The 15808-nt window shown below is 74.1% G+C and carries 18 protein-coding genes; 5 read left to right on the top strand and 13 right to left on the bottom strand.

The features are described 5' to 3' along the window. The 5 genes from HUW36_RS11010 to HUW36_RS11030 form a co-directional block, all read right to left on the bottom strand. A partial coding sequence (locus HUW36_RS11010; protein WP_174528051.1) for a barstar family protein occupies positions 1-398 on the bottom strand: 398 nt, incomplete at its 3' end. A 54-nt stretch (positions 399-452) separates the two neighbouring features. Next, a complete protein-coding gene (locus HUW36_RS11015) occupies positions 453-893 on the bottom strand; it encodes a ribonuclease domain-containing protein (protein ID WP_174528052.1) in 441 nt (146 codons plus the stop codon). 175 nt (positions 894-1068) lie between these two features. Continuing rightward, positions 1069-3978 carry a M36 family metallopeptidase gene (locus HUW36_RS11020; protein ID WP_246248065.1) on the bottom strand — a complete coding sequence of 970 codons (2910 nt, stop codon included), beginning with the start codon at positions 3976-3978 and terminating at the stop codon, positions 1069-1071. Between the two features lie 128 nt (positions 3979-4106). Further along, complete coding sequence (locus HUW36_RS11025) at positions 4107-4727, bottom strand: hypothetical protein (RefSeq protein ID WP_174528054.1); 621 nt, start codon at positions 4725-4727, stop codon at positions 4107-4109. A 115-nt stretch (positions 4728-4842) separates the two neighbouring features. Next, positions 4843-5685, bottom strand: coding sequence for an alpha/beta fold hydrolase (locus tag HUW36_RS11030; RefSeq protein WP_174528055.1), 843 nt, complete (start codon positions 5683-5685; stop codon positions 4843-4845). A gap of 74 nt (positions 5686-5759) precedes the next feature. On the opposite strand from HUW36_RS11030, the gene HUW36_RS11035 reads away from it, so the two are divergent. Next, positions 5760-6131: an aminoglycoside phosphotransferase/kinase family protein gene (locus tag HUW36_RS11035; protein ID WP_246248067.1), complete on the top strand. Its 372-nt coding sequence runs from the start codon at positions 5760-5762 to the stop codon at positions 6129-6131. Positions 6132-6138: 7 nt separating this feature from the next. Here the strand turns inward: HUW36_RS11035 and HUW36_RS11040 are convergent, their stop codons facing one another. Then, a complete protein-coding gene (locus tag HUW36_RS11040) occupies positions 6139-6378 on the bottom strand; it encodes a winged helix-turn-helix domain-containing protein (RefSeq protein ID WP_174528056.1) in 240 nt (79 codons plus the stop codon). 213 nt (positions 6379-6591) lie between these two features. On the opposite strand from HUW36_RS11040, the gene HUW36_RS11045 reads away from it, so the two are divergent. From HUW36_RS11045 to HUW36_RS11055, 3 genes are all read left to right on the top strand, one after another. Next, entirely contained in the window at positions 6592-6870 is a 279-nt protein-coding gene (locus HUW36_RS11045) for a DivIVA domain-containing protein (RefSeq protein WP_246248069.1), read from the top strand. Positions 6871-6872: 2 nt separating this feature from the next. After that, positions 6873-7190, top strand: a complete 318-nt coding sequence (locus HUW36_RS11050; protein ID WP_174528057.1) for a hypothetical protein — start codon at positions 6873-6875, stop codon at positions 7188-7190. A 400-nt stretch (positions 7191-7590) separates the two neighbouring features. Next, complete coding sequence (locus HUW36_RS11055; protein ID WP_174528058.1) at positions 7591-8412, top strand: hypothetical protein; 822 nt, start codon at positions 7591-7593, stop codon at positions 8410-8412. A gap of 36 nt (positions 8413-8448) precedes the next feature. Here HUW36_RS11055 and HUW36_RS11060 read toward each other — a convergent pair whose 3' ends face one another. Beyond that, complete coding sequence (locus HUW36_RS11060) at positions 8449-10200, bottom strand: ABC transporter ATP-binding protein (protein WP_246248071.1); 1752 nt, start codon at positions 10198-10200, stop codon at positions 8449-8451. Between the two features lie 121 nt (positions 10201-10321). Here HUW36_RS11060 and HUW36_RS11065 point away from each other — a divergent pair, with 121 nt between their 5' ends. Continuing rightward, the gene (locus tag HUW36_RS11065; protein WP_174528060.1) at positions 10322-10741 is read left to right on the top strand and encodes a MarR family winged helix-turn-helix transcriptional regulator; all 420 of its coding nucleotides are present in this window, start codon (positions 10322-10324) and stop codon (positions 10739-10741) included. A 10-nt stretch (positions 10742-10751) separates the two neighbouring features. Here HUW36_RS11065 and HUW36_RS11070 read toward each other — a convergent pair whose 3' ends face one another. From HUW36_RS11070 to HUW36_RS11095, 6 genes are all read right to left on the bottom strand, one after another. Then, positions 10752-11366 carry a TetR/AcrR family transcriptional regulator gene (locus HUW36_RS11070; protein WP_174528061.1) on the bottom strand — a complete coding sequence of 205 codons (615 nt, stop codon included), beginning with the start codon at positions 11364-11366 and terminating at the stop codon, positions 10752-10754. A 90-nt stretch (positions 11367-11456) separates the two neighbouring features. Further along, positions 11457-12728: an ABC transporter substrate-binding protein gene (locus HUW36_RS11075; RefSeq protein ID WP_174528062.1), complete on the bottom strand. Its 1272-nt coding sequence runs from the start codon at positions 12726-12728 to the stop codon at positions 11457-11459. Between the two features lie 38 nt (positions 12729-12766). Then, entirely contained in the window at positions 12767-13888 is a 1122-nt protein-coding gene (locus HUW36_RS11080; protein WP_174528063.1) for a branched-chain amino acid ABC transporter permease, read from the bottom strand. Beyond that, positions 13885-14763, bottom strand: a complete 879-nt coding sequence (locus HUW36_RS11085) for a branched-chain amino acid ABC transporter permease (protein ID WP_174528064.1) — start codon at positions 14761-14763, stop codon at positions 13885-13887. Before HUW36_RS11085 ends, HUW36_RS11080 begins: the two co-directional genes overlap by 4 nt. Before the next feature lie 23 nt (positions 14764-14786). Then, positions 14787-15503 (bottom strand): ABC transporter ATP-binding protein, encoded by a 717-nt coding sequence (locus HUW36_RS11090; protein WP_174528065.1) that lies wholly within the window; start codon positions 15501-15503, stop codon positions 14787-14789. Further along, positions 15500-15808 (bottom strand): ABC transporter ATP-binding protein C-terminal domain-containing protein (locus HUW36_RS11095; RefSeq protein ID WP_484502586.1); only part of this gene is annotated, 309 nt, incomplete at its 5' end. The genes HUW36_RS11090 and HUW36_RS11095, both read right to left, overlap by 4 nt.

Raw genomic sequence — 15808 nt, forward strand, 5'->3', positions numbered from 1 at the left:
CCGCCCAGGGCGGCGGCGATCCGGGCGCGCAGGGCCGGCAGCCGGTCCGGATGCTCACGCAACACCACCCGGAGCGTCTCGTGGCTCCCGGCGGCGACGCCGCCGAGGACGTCGAGCAGGGTGCCGAGGTGGACCGGCGACTCGTCGGCGAGCAGGTCGGCCGCGTCCGTGACGACCAGGGTGAGCGGCCCGGTGTCGAGCCGGTCGGCAAGCGCGTCGGCGAGGGCGTCCCAGTTGTGGCCGTACCAGGAGGGCAGCCCCAGGACACCGACGAGAGTCCCGTGCAGGGCGGCCCGGGTCCGGGCGGCCGGGCCGGGCACCGGCACGCCGGCCGGCGCGGACGCCGCCTGACCGTCCAGCGTGAGCCAGGCCGGCGGCTGCGGGGACGCGACACCCATGGATCAGTCCTTTCCGGAGCCGGCGCCGGCCGGGAGGGCCGGCGCCGACGGAACTCAGAGCCGGTAGAAGTCGGCGTAGTGGTCCGGCGAGAACCAGGTCGCCCCGGTGCTCTTGTTGACCACGATCCGGTACGCGTCGCGGGAGGCGTTGCAGGCGCGCGGGTAGACGTCGTACTCGTAGTAGGTGGCGTTGGCGGGCAGCTGCCCCTCGTAGTTGTAGAACCGGCCACCGGCGAAGTTGCACTGGCCGCCGCTCCAGGAGTACCAGCCACGGCTGGTCGGAAAGCTCTTCGCCGACCAGCCGGAGCGGGCGGTGCGGGCGTCGGCGCAGCGGGACAGCGTGCACGAGCTGTAGACGGCGGCCCGGGCCGGCTCGGCCAGCCGGGTGGAGACGGTGGACGGGGCGACGAGGGCGGCGGCGGCCACGGCGGTGACCAGGGCGGACGCGGCCAGGGCACGGCGGACGCGGGTGGCGGCGGCGCGGAACGGGGTCAAGGGATCCTCCTTGAGCGAGCCGACAAGACATCGACCAACATCGTTCGATGGTCGGCGCTCAGTCTGCCGAGGATCCTGCCCGGCGTACAGTCGCCGGCCGGCGACCACATCCCGAATCGCCGGTGAACACGCGATGGCGGGTGCGGACGGCGACCGTCCGCACCCGCCGACGTGCTCAGCGCGCGAACGCCTGGAACTCGGCGATCCGCACGTTCTGCGCCTGCGGGCTGGCCGTGGCGCAGTCGGTCGCCGCCCGGGGGTCGGCGTCCTGCTCACCGGCGTAGTCCGGTGCGCCGGTGCACTGGTTGGTCAGCACCTCGACCCGCAGGTGCGTGGCCTTCGTGCGCGGGATGTCGAACGACCGCAGGACCAGCTCCGGCGCGCGGGGACGGGGCGCCACGGCCGGGAAGGCGTCCGGTCGGCTGGTCCAGACCGGCCGGAAGTCGGCCGCGTCGGCGCAGGTCACCGACCCCGTCGCGGTGCACGCCAGGACCCGGAACTGGCGCAGCGCCGAGTACCGGCTCTGGGTGCCGGCGTCCGCGTCCCCGACCACCGGGGGCCGCAGCATGGCGCTGACCTGCACCCGGCGTACCTGCTGGAGGCCGCCGGCCAGGTCCACGGTGACCTGCCGGCCGGCGACCGGCGCGCCGAGCGACGCCCAGTTGGTGGCCTCGTCGTCGTCGGCGATCCGCGCCAGGTTGATCCCGTCGCCGCCGACCGTCGCGCCGGCGGTGGCCGAGGCCAGGTTGGGCCGCAGTGTCACCGCCAGCGTGCGGTTCTGGCCCGCCCTGACCTTCACCGGGCCGATCCGGGTGTGGCCGTAGCCGGGCGCCCGGACGACGAACTCGTACGTGCCGGGCACCAGGTCCACCCGGTCGGTCAGCGGGGTGGCCGCGTCGGTGTCCGCGACCGGCACCGCCCGCGCCTGGTAGCGCCCGACGTACAGCTGGGCGCCGGCCACCGGGCCGCGCTCGCCGACCGGCAGGAACCGCAGCGACCCCTCGCGGGCGTACGGCGAGGTGAAGCCCGGCGTCGGGTCGGGGTCGGCGTTGCCGACGCTGGCCGCGGTCTCGCCGAGGCCGCGCCCGGCGAAGGCGTTCCAGAGCAGGTCCTGGTTGGCCCCGCCGAAGCGGATCCGGTCGGCGGCGAGCATCGCGTCCCGGGCGTCGACCATGCTGACCTGGCTGACCGCCATCAGCAGGAACGAGTCGACGACGAGCTGGATCCAGCGCCGGTTGCCCGGGCAGGCGGTCACCTCGCGCGCCCCGGTCGCGCAGGCCTTCTGCACGGCCGGCGTGCCGGTGCCCCAGCGACGCATCATGGCCGCGCGGATGTCGGTGTTGGTGGCGCTCCAGACCTCGCCGGAGGCGTGCACCTGGAGACCGACGAGGTCGTAGTCGACCGAGCTGTAGTTGAGCGGGCTGGCGCTCATGTTGTAGTTGCGGATGCCCGCGTTCGGGTCTCCGGTGGTGTACTCGCCGATGGTGAAGCCGCGCCGGCCGGGCGCGGCGTACCCGTGCTCGTAGAGGTACTCCATGGCGAGCTGGTCCGACCAGCTCTCGCTCATGCCCTGCGGCGAGCTGACGCCCGCGCTCGGGCCGGCGATCATGCGGTTGGTGACCGCGTGGCCGTACTCGTGGGCGATCACCGACATGTCGAAGTCGCCGTCGACGCACGGCGCGTAGAACGAGCCGGCGATGGGCTGCCACAGGTACATGTTGGTGGTCGGCGCGACGCCGTCCGGCGGGGTGATCTGGTTGGCGTTGTTGCGGGCCGCGAACGTGGGCGGGCCCCCGCTGACGCCGCCGGCCTGGGCGTTGCCCTGCTCGGCGTCGCCGCCGAGGCCACCCCGGCCGAGGTTGTCCTGCTGGAGGTTCCAGGTCTCCTCGGTGAAGCCCAGGTGGTAGGTCCAGTCGTGCATCCGGTTGTGCATCGCGAACAGGTTGGCCCGGGCCGCGTCGATGTCGTTGGCCTGCGGTGAGGTGAACACCTCCGGGTCGCAGCGGCGCTCCTGCCACTGGTTGGTCCACGGGTAGTCGTACCGGCGGTCCGGGCGGGGCGTCGCGGTCTCGGTGCCGACGCTGAACGGGTCGTTGCTGAACCAGTTCTGCACCGCGATCGCGTTGTTGCCCTTGGTCGTGGTGGTGGACTGGCCGGTGGCCGGGTCCACGTCCCACGCCGGGTGCCCGGGCACGCCCACCACCTCGGCGCAGCCGCGCGCCGGCACGGCACACCACCGCTTGCGGGTGTCGACCGAGGACCTGTCGACCCGCGGCGAGTTCGGGAAGACCTCCCACGACGGATGGTCGGCGTCGTGGTCGATCAGGTCCTCGCGGACCAGCACGGCGCCGTCACGGGCGTCCACGTAAGTGGAGTAGGCGGCCGGGTCCGCACCGGTGGTGTCCGCGCCAAGGACCACCTCCCACGCCGCGCGCGGCCCACGGTCCGCGGTGGGCACCGCGACCAGCGAGGTACGCACGACCTGCGCGTCGGCGCGGCCGGCGTCGGCGACGGCGACCCGCCGGGCCTGGTCGGCGTCGATCGTGGCCGGGGCTGGCGTACCGGCGTCGCGGGCCAGCGAGGAGCTGACGTGCCACACCGCCCCGTCGCGTACGCCGACCGCCAGCATGCCGTCGACGGCGGCCGGCAGGTCCCCGAAGCGCTGCCGGAACAGCACGGTCGCGCCCTGACCCATCGGCGCGACGGTCAGCTGCTCCAGGGCGGCGGCGCCCTCGGCGGTCAACCCGAGCACGTCCCGGTTGGCCGTCACGTAGGCGCGGGCGGCGGCGGCCGGGTCGGCCGGCAGCCCGGTGGCGAGCGGCTTCCCGGTCGAGGTGAGCGTGGCCGGCGTACCGAAGTCGGTCCAGCGGACCCGCGCGCCCAGCGCGGCGGCCCGGTCCCGCTGCCGCTCGCTGGCGGCGACGCGGCCCTTCCGGTTGTCCTTGGCCTTGGTGTCGTGCCGGTCCCCCGGCAGGTGGTCGGGTGAGGCCGGGGTGCGGGCCTCCTCCCGGGGTGCCGCCTGACCGCCGGCTGCGGCGGTCAGGACCATGCCGGCTGCCATGAGCAGCGCGGTGGTCCCCGTCAACGCACGGGATGGTGTGCGCACGGTCCCTCCTGTCATCGTCGAACGGCGATGTCCGTCCCGCCATCCGACCAGGACGATCGACGCACCGACACCAGCCGAACATCCATTAATGACAGTTCGTCGATGGCTCAGGTGTCCGACGCCGCCGGCCCGCCCCGGCTCTGCTCGGGAGGGAGCCGCCGCGTCAGCGCCGCCGGACCCGCCGAGCCGGGTTTCCCGAGCAGGTGCCGCACCTGCTCCACCGAGCCCCCGCGGACACCGAGGCTCTCCCGGGCGGCCCGGTAGAACCGGTCTCGTCCCACGTCGGCCCGCTGGACCATCACCGACACGTCCGTGGGCGGACGGGGCAGTGCCCGCGCGGCCGACTCGATGTCACGGACCGCGTGCCGCCACTCGGCGGCCGCGCGCACGGTGGCCTCGTCGCCGAGCAGGAGCACCGCTTCCCAGGCCAGGGTGTGCCGGACGTCCATCTCGGCGAGCCGGCCCACCCCCTCGTCCCGGGCCAGCGCCGGCCGCCGGGCCCCGGGGCGGTGTTCGCCGAGCATCTGGGTCGCCACGGCGTGGATCTCCTTGACCGCCTTCGTCAGTTCCACGTACGCGTCGAGACGCCGCTCGTCCCACCGGACGGTCTGGCTACGGCGCCACCGGGTCCGTTCGTTCAGGCTTGTGGCGAGCATCGTGCCCGCCGTGCCGATCAGGACCCCGAGCAGGGCCGGCAGTTGCGTCGCAAGGTTCGCCGACACGCTCATGGACTCCACCCCACCCATCCACCCACGCGGTCACGCTATCGCGAGCCCGAGGGCTCTCCGCTCACCTGTGGACACCGCGCGGCGAACAGTGCGCCTCCACGATCCGACCGGCCCGTCAGGACGTGGTCAGGAACCTGGTCACCACGTGACGGAAACCCTGCGGATCTTCGACCCACGGCAGGTGGCCGGCCCCCACCAGGCCCACCCGCTCGGCGTTGGGCAACGCGCGGTGCAGCGAGTCGACGCCCCAGCGGGGGCGGATGTCCTCGGTGCCGTCGACGATCAGCACCGGCACCTCCAACGCTCGGCACCGCGCGGTCACGTCGGATTCGCTCAGCTCCCGCTTCGCCTCGGCGCCGAGAGCCCGGTTGCACTCCGCGTTCACTCCCAGCCACGGGGTGGCCATGTCGTCGGCGTGCCGCAGCGCGGTGTCGGGGACGGCGAAGTCGGCCGACCATTGCAGGACCGCCCGTTCGCGTTCCTCGGCCGGGGTGCGGACGCGGGCGCCTAGCGCCTCCCACCGGGGCAGGTGCGCACCGAGCCGCCGTCGCAGATTCCGCTCGTAGTGCGGGTGCCAGCCGCGATCGGCGTCGATGCCGGTGCCGGAGACGTAGATCAGGTGGCTGACCCGTTCGGGGTGGTCGAGCGCGTACCGCAGCGCCAGGTGCGCGCCCCACGAGTGGCCCAGCAGGGCCGCACGTGGGCCGGCCAGGTGCTCGCGTACCGCGTCGAGGTCGGCGACGAAGCGGTCGACCGCGTAGGGCCCGCGCCGCTCGGAGCGTCCGCACCCACGCTGGTCCCACCGGATGACGCGGGCGTGGTCGTCGACCAGCCGGGCGACCGGGCCGAGGTGGTCCCACATGCCCGGACCACCGTGGCACAGCACCAGGGGCGGCCCGGTGCCGGCCTGGTCGGCCCACAGCCGACAACCGTCATCGGTACGCACGTCCGCGGTCATCGCGACAGTATGGCGACTCGTGCGCCGGCCGGCGGGGCCTGCGGCGCGACGGCCGGTGTGGCACGTGGAACCTCGTGGTCGGCGACCGGTGGGTCGTCATCGACTGGGACAACGCCGGGCCGGGCTCACGCCTGTGGGACCTCGCCTACGCGGTGCACGGCTTCGTCCCGCTGTCGGCGCATCCTGACTGGCAGCGCACCGACGCGGGACAGCGGCTTCGCGCTCTCGTAGACGCGTACGGGCTGGACGAGCGGCAGCGCCGCGATCTGGTGCCGCTGCTGACCGTGCGCGCCCGGGCGATGCACGACTTCCTGCGGGATCGGGCCGCGCTCGGGGTCGAGCCGTGGGTGACCCACTGGCGGACCGGGCACGGCGACGCGTGGCGAGCCGACGCCGACTACACCGAGCGCCACACCGACCGGTGGATGAGGGCCCTGCTGGACTGAACCCCGGTTACGGCTCTCTCATCCAGGTCTTCGGGTCCGTCACGAAGACGCCCTTGCCCTGCTGCCGTCGGATCACCCGCAGCGCCTCCAGGCGGGCATAGGCCATCTGGACCGTTCCGTGGCTGACGCGGTAGTTCTCGCGCAGCTCGGCGATCGAGGGCAACTTGTCTCCCGGCTTCAGCTTCTTCGACCTGACATCGGCGATCACATCATCGGCGATGCGCCAGTAATCCGGCACTTCTCGCATGGCACTCCTCGCGTGGCAATCCGATTCGATCACACCGCGACGCGCCTAACAAGCAGCGTTGACTCTTCTGACATGTCTAGATATGTTGGAGAGGAGCCGGTCCTCGCGTGGCAACGAGTTCGGCTCATTCCCCCGGTCGGGGCGGGTGCGCGTGCCCGTCCCGACCCACCGCGTCGACCCTCCGCGCTTCCGCCTGCCCGCGAAAGGACCGCCGTGACCGAGGTGTATCGCTCCGGCCAGCTCTACGGCACCGGCCTCCCGGCCCGGATGACCCCGTACGAGGCGCGGACCCGCGCGTTCGACAGGCGCCGTCGCGGCGTCGACCACGATCAGGTGCACGCGTTCCAGAGCGAGGTCGCCGACGAGCTGACCGACCTGCACCGGCAGATCCGCCGGCTGACCGGGGAGAACGAGCGACTGAAGCGGGCCCTGCGCGACTGGCAGGTCATGCACGCCCGCGAGTGCCGCCCACCGCACCAGGGCCACTGGTAGCGATGCTTCCACAACCGGGTGACGTGCTGCGGATCGACGGCCACGCCTCGGTGCAGTTCGGCGGCGACCGCGCGTTGACGTTGCGGGTCGTGTCGGTGGGCCCCGAGCTGACGTACACCGGTTGGGTCTGGCTGACCGGCTACGTCATCGACCGGCGTGGGGTCGCCACCGCGCGGCGGGAGATCTTCGTCCAGCTCGCCGGGCTGCGCCGGGTCGAGGCGCCGGCGCGGCGGGCGGGTCGGTCGGGTCAGGTCGGGGTCCAGGCGAACAGGGTCCGGATGTCGGCGTCGGTCGGGGCCAGCGGCCGGGCCGGGAGGTAGGCGACCAGGTCGCGGCAAGTCGGCAGTGGCGTTGCGGACGCACACGGCGAGCGACGAGTGGAGCAGCGCCCGGACGGCCTGCGCCCGGGGCGCGGTCACGTCCTCCCGCAGCGGGCTCCACACCTCGGCCGGCTTCCATCCTGGACGGTCGGTCCCGTCAACGGGACCGACCGCAGGGGAACGCTACCAGACCGACACTGAGTCCCGTCAATAGGACTATCGAGCCCGGGATCCGGTCGGGCAGCCCCGCGGCGGCCCACGCCCGCGCGGCGACCCGCCACCGTCGGCCACTGTTGTTAGCGTGGAAGGGAGACCACCGTGCACGACGGTCCGCACACCCCTCACCCGCCCGACCCGCGCCGCCGGGTGGACGGCTGCCGCCCGGCGAAGAGGGGGTGCGATGACCGGAGAGCCGGAGGACCCCGGCCCGCGGCCGAGACCCGGGGTACCCGTCGACGGCTGGCGGCGGCGCTGGGCCGACCGGGCCCGCGCCCTCGGCAGCGCGGCCCGCTCGCGTACCCGGCGGTTCTGGGCCGGGGCACAGCCCACGCTGCGGCACCTGTGGTGGACCGAGGAGCCGGCCACTCCGGTGACCACCGTCGACCGGCGCTTCCCGGAGCCACTGGTGGTGCCGGCGCAGGGCCAGGTCTACGTGTTCCTGCTCCGCGCCACGTTCACCTGGTCGTCGGAGACCGCGCGACCGGAGCTGTTCGGCTGGTACGTCGACTACTTCCAGCCGCAGGCGACGCAGCGGCTGCACCGGCTGGCGGTGCGGTGCTCCGTGGAGGTGCCGCCGCACCGCCCGCGCGAGCTGCACACGGCCCTGACCGCGGCGTTGGCCGAGGACGACCCGCCCCCGTGGACGTACGCGCGGGGCGAGGTGACGTTCACCTGTGAGCCGGACGTGACGGTGCACCTGGACGAGCGGGTCCGTCGGCTGCTCCAGCCGTACTGGGAGCAGCGCATCGCGCTGGAGTGCGAGCGAGACCTGGCCCGCCGGCGCACCGAGTACGCCCAGGAGCGCGGCCGCAGCGAGCCGCCCTCGCCGGATCCGAGCCGACCGTCCGGCGACGCCACACGCCCGCCGGGCGCGGGTCCGACGCCCCGCCGCGGCCCACGCCCCGGTGACCCGGTGGAGGCGTTCACCCCGCTGGAGCCGCTGCTACCCCCACCCGCCCCCCGCCCCCGTCCCCCGGATGAGCCGAAGCCCCACGAGCCCTGATCGACGGACCGGGGCCAGAGCCGGCGGCGGGGTGGGTCAGCCGACCAGGGTGGCGTAGCGACCGTGGTGGTCGAGCAGCGTGTCGTGGGTGCCGGACTCGACGATCCGGCCGTGGTCGAGCACCGCGATGCGGTCGGCGTCGCGGACCGTGGACAGCCGGTGCGCGATGGTCACCACGGTCCGGCCCCGGGCCAGCTCGTCCAGCGCCCGCTGCACCGCGCGCTCGGTCTCGGTGTCCAGCGCGCTCGTCGCCTCGTCGAGCACCAGGATCCGCGGGTCGCGCAGCAGCGTGCGGGCGATGGCGAGGCGCTGCTGCTCGCCGCCGGAGAAGCGGTGACCGCGCGAACCGACCATGGTGTCGTACCCGTCGGGCAGTGCGCTGATGAGGTCGTGGATGCGGGCGGCGCGCGCGGCGGCCTCGATGTCGGCGTCGGTGGCGTCGGGCCGGGCGTACCGGAGGTTGTCCCGCACGGTGCCGTGCAGCAGGTAGGTCTCCTGGCTGACCACGCCCACGACGGCGGCCAGGTCGGTCAGGCGCAGGTCGCGCAGGTCGATTCCGTCGATGGTGATCCGGCCGGCGTCCGGGTCGTGCAGCCGGCTGAGCAGCGCGGCGAGCGTGCTCTTGCCCGAGCCGGTCTCCCCCACCAGGGCCAGGCTGGTGCCGGCGGGCACGTCCAGGCTGACCCCGGCCAGGGCGGCGGTGTCGCTGCCCGGGTAGCTGAAGGTGACGTCCTCGACGCGCAGGTGACCGCGGGCGGTGGCCGGGTCGAGCGGGACCGGGCGGGCCGGTTCGGCGACCTCGACGGGCAGGTCGAGGTATTCGAAGATGCGGGCGAACAGGGCGAGGGACGCGGTGAGCGTGACGCCCACGTTGAGCAGGCCCATCAGCGGCCGGAACAGGTTGCCCTGCAGGGCGGTGAAGGCGACCAGGGTGCCGATGGTGAGCGTGCCGGCGGTGCCGGGCAGGCCGGCGCCGAGGTAGATCACGGCGGGGATGGCCGCGAAGACGACGGTCATGGCGGCCATCCGCCAGCGGCCGGCCAGCTCGGAGCGCAGTTCCAGGTCGACCAGGCGGGCCGAGGAGGAGGTGAACCGGTCGACCAGGGCGGCGCCGGTGCCGAGCGTCTTGGCCAGGCGTATGCCGCTGACGGACAGCCCCTCCTCGATGGTCACGGTGAGGTCGGCCAGCTCCCGCTGACGCTGGGCGGTGATCTCCCGGCGCAGCCGGGCGACCCGGCGGGTGAGCCAGAGCGCGGGCGGCAGCACGATCGCCGAGACGAGCGTGAGCCGCCAGCTCAGCGCCAGCATGGCGATGGTGGTGGCGACGACTGTGGTGAGGTTGGCCGCGATCGAGGTGGCGGTGGACGTGACCACGGACTGCATGCCGCCGATGTCGTTGGTGATGCGCGACTGCACCTCGCCGGTGCGGGTGCGCACGAAGAAGCCGATCGACTGCCGCTGGAGGTGGGCGAACACGTCGGTGCGCAGGCGGTGCATGACCTCCTGGCCGACGCGGGTGGAGATCCAGGTCTGGGCGACGCCGAGCACGGCGGTGACCGCGGCGACCGCGACCATGCCGGCGACCAGCCAGGCCAGCAGCGTCAGGTCCCGGTCGGGCAGCGCCCGGTCGATGACGGTACGCAGCAGGAACGGCGAGGCCATCGCAATGACCGAGGACGCCACGATGATCGCCACCACGGCGGCGAGCGGGCGGCGGTGGGCGGCGAAGAGGCCGCCGATGCGGCGCAGCGAGACGTCGCGGGCCTGGGCCTTCTCGGCGGCGGACACGGTTCGGCCGGCTCCGCGGCCGTCGGGGGTGCGATCCAAGGGGGTGCTCCTCTGTCCCGGTAATGATGCTGAGGTTACCTCATCATGAGGGAACAACAGGAGTTGCTGCTACCGTATTCCCGTGACCGGCAGCGACGAGGAGAGCCTGGCCGAGACGTTCTGGGCGGTGGCCCGGCGGCTGCGCCACCAGACCAAGGGCGCGCTGGAACCCTGGGAGATCAGCCCCGGGCAGGCCCGGGCGCTCGGTGTCCTGCTGCGGCACGGCGCGCTGCGGCCCGGAGCGCTCGCCGAACACCTGCGCATCGCGCCCCGCTCCGCCACCGAGGTGGTCGACGGCCTCCAGGAACGAGGGCTGGTCGAGCGGCGGCCCGACCCGGACGACCGGCGGGCCACACTCGTCGCGCCGACCGCCGAGGGCGACCGGGTCGGCGCCGCCATCCGGGCGGCCCGGGCCACCGAGGCGGAGCGCTTCTTCGGCGCGCTCGACCCGGACGACCGGGCGGCGCTGACCCGGATCCTGCGCCGGCTGCGCGAGGAGTAGGACCGCCGGGTCAGCGGGCGCCGGTGGTGAGCAGGGCGGTGAGCGTACGGGCCATGGCGGCGCGGGCCGCCTCGACGTCGAGGCCCATCGCGTCGCGCATCATCGACCAGGCGGCCCAGGTGCAGGCGACGGTCACCGCGTCCAGCAACTGCGCCCGGCCCGGCCCGGCGTGCGCCAGCTCGGCGCCGAACACCGCCTCGATCTCCTGCCGGACCCGGACGATGGCGGCCTCCCGGTTGCGGCGTAGCTGGGGCGAGAACGGCTCCCGCAGCGCCGACGCACGGGCCGACGGCGCCAGCACCTCCAGCATCCGGGCCCGCTGGCCGCTGAACTCGGCGATGCGGGCGGCCAGCGGCAGCTCCGGCCGGACCGGTCGCCAGATCGCCGCCTGCCGCTCGCCGATGCGGCGCCCGGTGGCCGCGAAGAGCGTCTCCATGTCCTTGAAGTTGGTCCAGAGCGTGCGCAGCGACACCCCGGCCCGCTCGGCGATCCGCTCCCCGGTGGGCCGCAGGTCGCCGGCGTCGATGAGCGCCAGGTGCGCCTCGACGATCGCGGCCCGGGTCCGTTCCGCCCGCGCCGCCCGGCCGTCCACCCGGGCCGGCGGGTCGGTATCCACCTCGATCATGGGACGGCTCCCCCGTTCTCGACCGACGGCGGCCACTCTACGGGCGCGCCACCGGGCGGCCGTCACCCGGCCGCCCGGTACGCGTGCCGGTCAGGCGGTCGGCACGGCGTCCGCCGGCGGGGTGGTCGGCGGCTCGGTGAACTCGGTGACCGGGGCGTCGCCGTCGTCGGTGGTGTACGTCGGACCGAAGTACGTCTGCGCGCCGCCGGTCACCCGGCTCAGGCGTACCCCGCTGTAGCCGGCGTGCACGTTCTCGGCGTACCGGAAGGGGGTGAGGCCGGGCCCGCGGAAGCCGCCCTTGCGCACGGCCGCGACCAGCTTCTCCCGGGTCGGTTCGGGCCCGGCGGCGAGCAGGGCCTGGACGAAGGTGTACGCCATCGAGTAGCCGTAGATCGCGTTGCCGTCGACCGGGTTGCCCGCGTTGTACTTCTGATGGATCTTGGTGAACTCCTGGATCCACGGGTTGGTGGTGTCGCCCACCATCGGCAGGTAGTTGTCGGCGACCATCCCCTCCAGGATCACCTTCTTGTCGCCGAGCTGGGCCGACAGCGTGGTGTAGTCCGCGCCCACGTTGGACACCACCCACTGCGCCTTGAAGCCCTGCCCGGCGGCCTGCCCCATGGCCAGCGCGGTGAAGCCGGGGATGCTGGCCGAGATGACCACCTGGCAGCCGGCCGCCCGCAGCGCGCCGATCGCCGGCCCGACCTGCTGGTTGGTGGTGGTGTACGTCTGCTTCGCCGCCACCGGGCCGAGGATCTTCTCCACCCCGGCCAGCGAGTCGCGGCCGAAGTCGTCGTTCTGCCCGAAGTGGCACACCTTGGCGCCGGGGAACTCCCGCTTGACCCAGCTGGCCAGGATCTTGCCCTCGACCGTGTAGTCGGGCTGCCAGCCGAACGTCGTCGGGTACTTGTCCGGCTGGTTCCAGTTGCGGCTGCCGGAGGAGACGAACAGGTCCGGCACCTTCTGCGTCTTGACGAACTCCAGCACGTTGGTGTGCGTCGGCGTGCCCAGGCCGCCGAGCAGAGCGAAGACCTTGTCGTCGAGGACCAGCTTACGGACCACGTTCTCGGTGTTGGCCGGGTTGTAGCCGTCGTCCATGACCTTGTAGACGATCTTCCGGCCGTGCACCCCGCCCTTGCTGTTGACGTGCTCGAAGTACGCCTTGGTCGCGGCGGAGATCTTCGAGTAGCCGGGCGCGGCGGGACCGGTGAGCGGTTGGTGGGTGCCGATGACGACCTCGCCGTCGGTGACCCCGGGGACGTTCTCGGCGGCCTGCTTGGCGTCGTCGGCGCAGGCCGTCGACGCGGCCAGCAGGGCCAGGCCGGCGGCGGCCGCGAGAACGCGGCGGGTGGTGGGGCGCATGGTTCTCCAATCCGGTGCGGGTGGGTGGGACCGGTGGATCAGCGGTCCGGTGCGCGCCGGACGGTGGCGCGCAGCCGGGTGGCGAGGGCGCGGACGCCGGCCTGCAGGCCGCCCGGGGCGGCGAGCATGACGACGATGAGGATCAGGCCGAACACGGCGAGCGCGAGGTTGCCCTCCAGCCGCTGGGCCAACGCGGCGGGCAGGTCGAGGCGGTCGGTGAGCAGGCCGGGCAGATCCTGGAGGGCGACCAGCAGCAGCGCGCCCCAGACCGCGCCGGCCAGGCTGCCCAGGCCCCCGATCACGATGGCCATGAGCAGGAACAGCGACAGGTCGAGCGGGAACTTGCCCGGGGCGACGGTGGCGGTGAGCACCGCGTACACGCCGCCGCCGAGCCCGGCGCAGGCGGCGCTGACCACGAACGCGAGCACCTGGGTGCGGGCCACCGGAATGCCGGCGAGCCGGGCCGCCACCTCGTCGTCGCGGACCGCGCGCAGCGACCGGCCGAACCGGCTGCGGACCAGGTTGGCCAGCAGCACTATGGTCAGCAGCGCGGCGGCCAGCGCGATCCAGGCCAGCCAGCGCTCCGGCTGGAAGTACGCGCCGAGCGCGGCCGGCGGGTTCTGCGCCGGGAAGCGCAGCCCCTGCTCGCCGTTGAACACGCCGGTGAAGATCGTGGTCACCGCCGGCACCAACGTGGCCACGGCCAGCGTCACGCCGGCCAGGTACGGCCCGCGCAGCCGGGCCGCGGCCAGCCCGACGACGAGCCCGCCCAGCGCGGTCACGGCGACGGCGGCCAGCAGCGACCCGGGCAGGATCCACCACCCGCGCACGGCCCGGTCGTCGAGCCCCTGCTGGACCAGGGCGACGGTGTAGGCGCCGGTGGCCATCAGCGCGCCGTGGCCGAGCGAGAGCTGGCCGTTGAGCCCGACCAGCACGGTGTAGCCGGCGGTGACGCAGAGGAACGCGCAGACCCGCGCCACCTGGAGGTTCTGGTAGGGCGGCAGCTGGTTGGTCAGCAGCACGACGAGCGTGCCGGCGAGCACCGCCACGGCCAGGTGCCGCAGCAGCGTCGCCGAGCGCGGGCCGCCGCCGGCCGGGGCGCCGGGCAGCAGCCGGCGCAACGCCGACGGCGGGACCGGTTCGGTGCGGGTGGTGGTCACACGTGCCTCGCTCTCGCCGCGGAGAAGAGCCCGCCGGGGCGGACCAGCAGGACGGCCAGCAGCAGCACCAGCACCGCCAACGGCGTGGTGTCCGGTCCGAGGTAGCCGGTGACGTAGGACAGAATCAGCCCGACCAGCAGGCCGCCGACCACCGCGCCGACCGGGCTGTCCAGGCCGCCGACCACGGCGGCGGTGAACGCCACCACGAAGACCAGGTCCATGGCGTGCGGGTGCAGGCCCAGGCCGGTGGGGACGACGAGCATGCCGGCGAGCGCGCCGACCCCGGCCGCCAGCGCCCAGCCCAGCGTGAGCATCCGGCCGACGCTCACGCCGAGCAGCCGGGAGACCTCGGGGGCGAACGCGGCGGCCCGCATCCGCAGGCCGACCGGCGTGCGGGTGAACAGCAATGCGAGCAGCACCACGACCGCCAGCGCCGCGCCGAGCACCCAGAGGTCGTACGGGGACAGCGCGGCGACCCCGCCGACGGTGAGCGCGTCGGTGTCGAACGGGGTGGCCGCCGGCCGGTATCCGTTGCCGAAGACCATGCCGAGCACCGCCTGGATCAGCAGCACCAGCCCGAGCGCGACGATCACCTGGTTGAGCGGGCCGGCGGTGCCGACGAAGCGCATCAGCACCCGCTCCACGAGCGCGCCCAGGGCCAGGCCGGACAGCACCGCGGCGGCCAGGCCGAGCCAGTAGGAGCCGGTGGCGCCGGCGACCGCGTAGCCGACGTACGCGGTGGCCACCGCCATCGCGCCCTGGGCGAAGTTGACCACCCGGGCGGCCCGCCAGATGAGCACCAGCGCGAGCGCGAACGCGGCGTAGACCGCGCCCGCGGCGAGCCCGTCGAAGGTGAGGAACCAGAACCGCTCCATCCGCGACCCTTCCCGCTCGCCGGTCAGAACCCGAGGTACGCGTGCCGCAGCCGGTCGTCGTCGCGCAGCCGGGCCGCCGGCGCGGCGGTCACCACCCGGCCGAGCGACATGACGATCCCCTGGTCGGCGACGGCGAGCGCGGTGCGCACGTTCTGCTCGACCAGCAGGACGGTCAGCCCCTGCTCGTCGCACAGTCGCCGCAGCAGCGCCATGATCTGCGCGGTCACCCGGGGGGCCAGCCCGAGCGACGGCTCGTCGAGCAGCAGCAGCCGGGGCCGGGCGATCAGCGCACGGCCGATCGCGAGCATCTGCCGTTCCCCGCCGGAGAGCTGGTGTCCGAGGTGGTCACGCCGGTCGGCCAGGGCCGGGAAGAGCGCGTACACCTCGTCCCGGGCGCGCCGGGCGTCGGCCCGGTCCCGCCGCCACAGCCCGCCCAGGCGCAGGTTCTCCGCCACGGTCAGCTCGGTCACCACCCCGCGTCCCTCGGGCACGTGGGCCAGGCCGCGCCGGACCAGGTGCTCGACCCGGACGCCGCGCAGGTCCTCGCCGGCGTACCGGATTCTTCCGCCGGTGGGCCGCAGCAGGCCGGAGAGCGTGCGCAGCAGCGTGGTCTTGCCGGCGCCGTTGGCGCCGAGCACGGCGGCGACGGTGCCGGCCGGCACGCTGAACGCCACGTCCCGCAGCACCGGCACCGGGCCGTAGCCGGCGTCGAGCGCCTCGACCTCCAGCACCGCGGTCACGTCGTGCCCCCGGTCCCGGTCGGCACGTCGGCGCCGAGGTAGGCCTCAGTGACCCGTGGGTCGTCGCGGATGCGCTCCGGCGGGCCGGCGGCGATCACCCGGCCGAAGTCGAGGACCACCAGGTCGTCGCAGACGGACATGACCAGGTCCATGTGGTGCTCGACGAGCAGCACGGCACAGCCGTCGTCGCGCTCGGGCAGGGCCCGGACCAGCTCGGCCAGCTCGGCCACGTCGTCGGCGCCGAGCCCGCCGGCCGGCTCGTCGAGCAGCAGCAGTCGGGGCCGGGCGATCAGCGCGCGGGCCAG

The sequence above is a fragment of the Micromonospora maritima genome, from assembly GCF_902825405.1.
Taxonomy (GTDB): domain Bacteria; phylum Actinomycetota; class Actinomycetes; order Mycobacteriales; family Micromonosporaceae; genus Micromonospora; species Micromonospora maritima.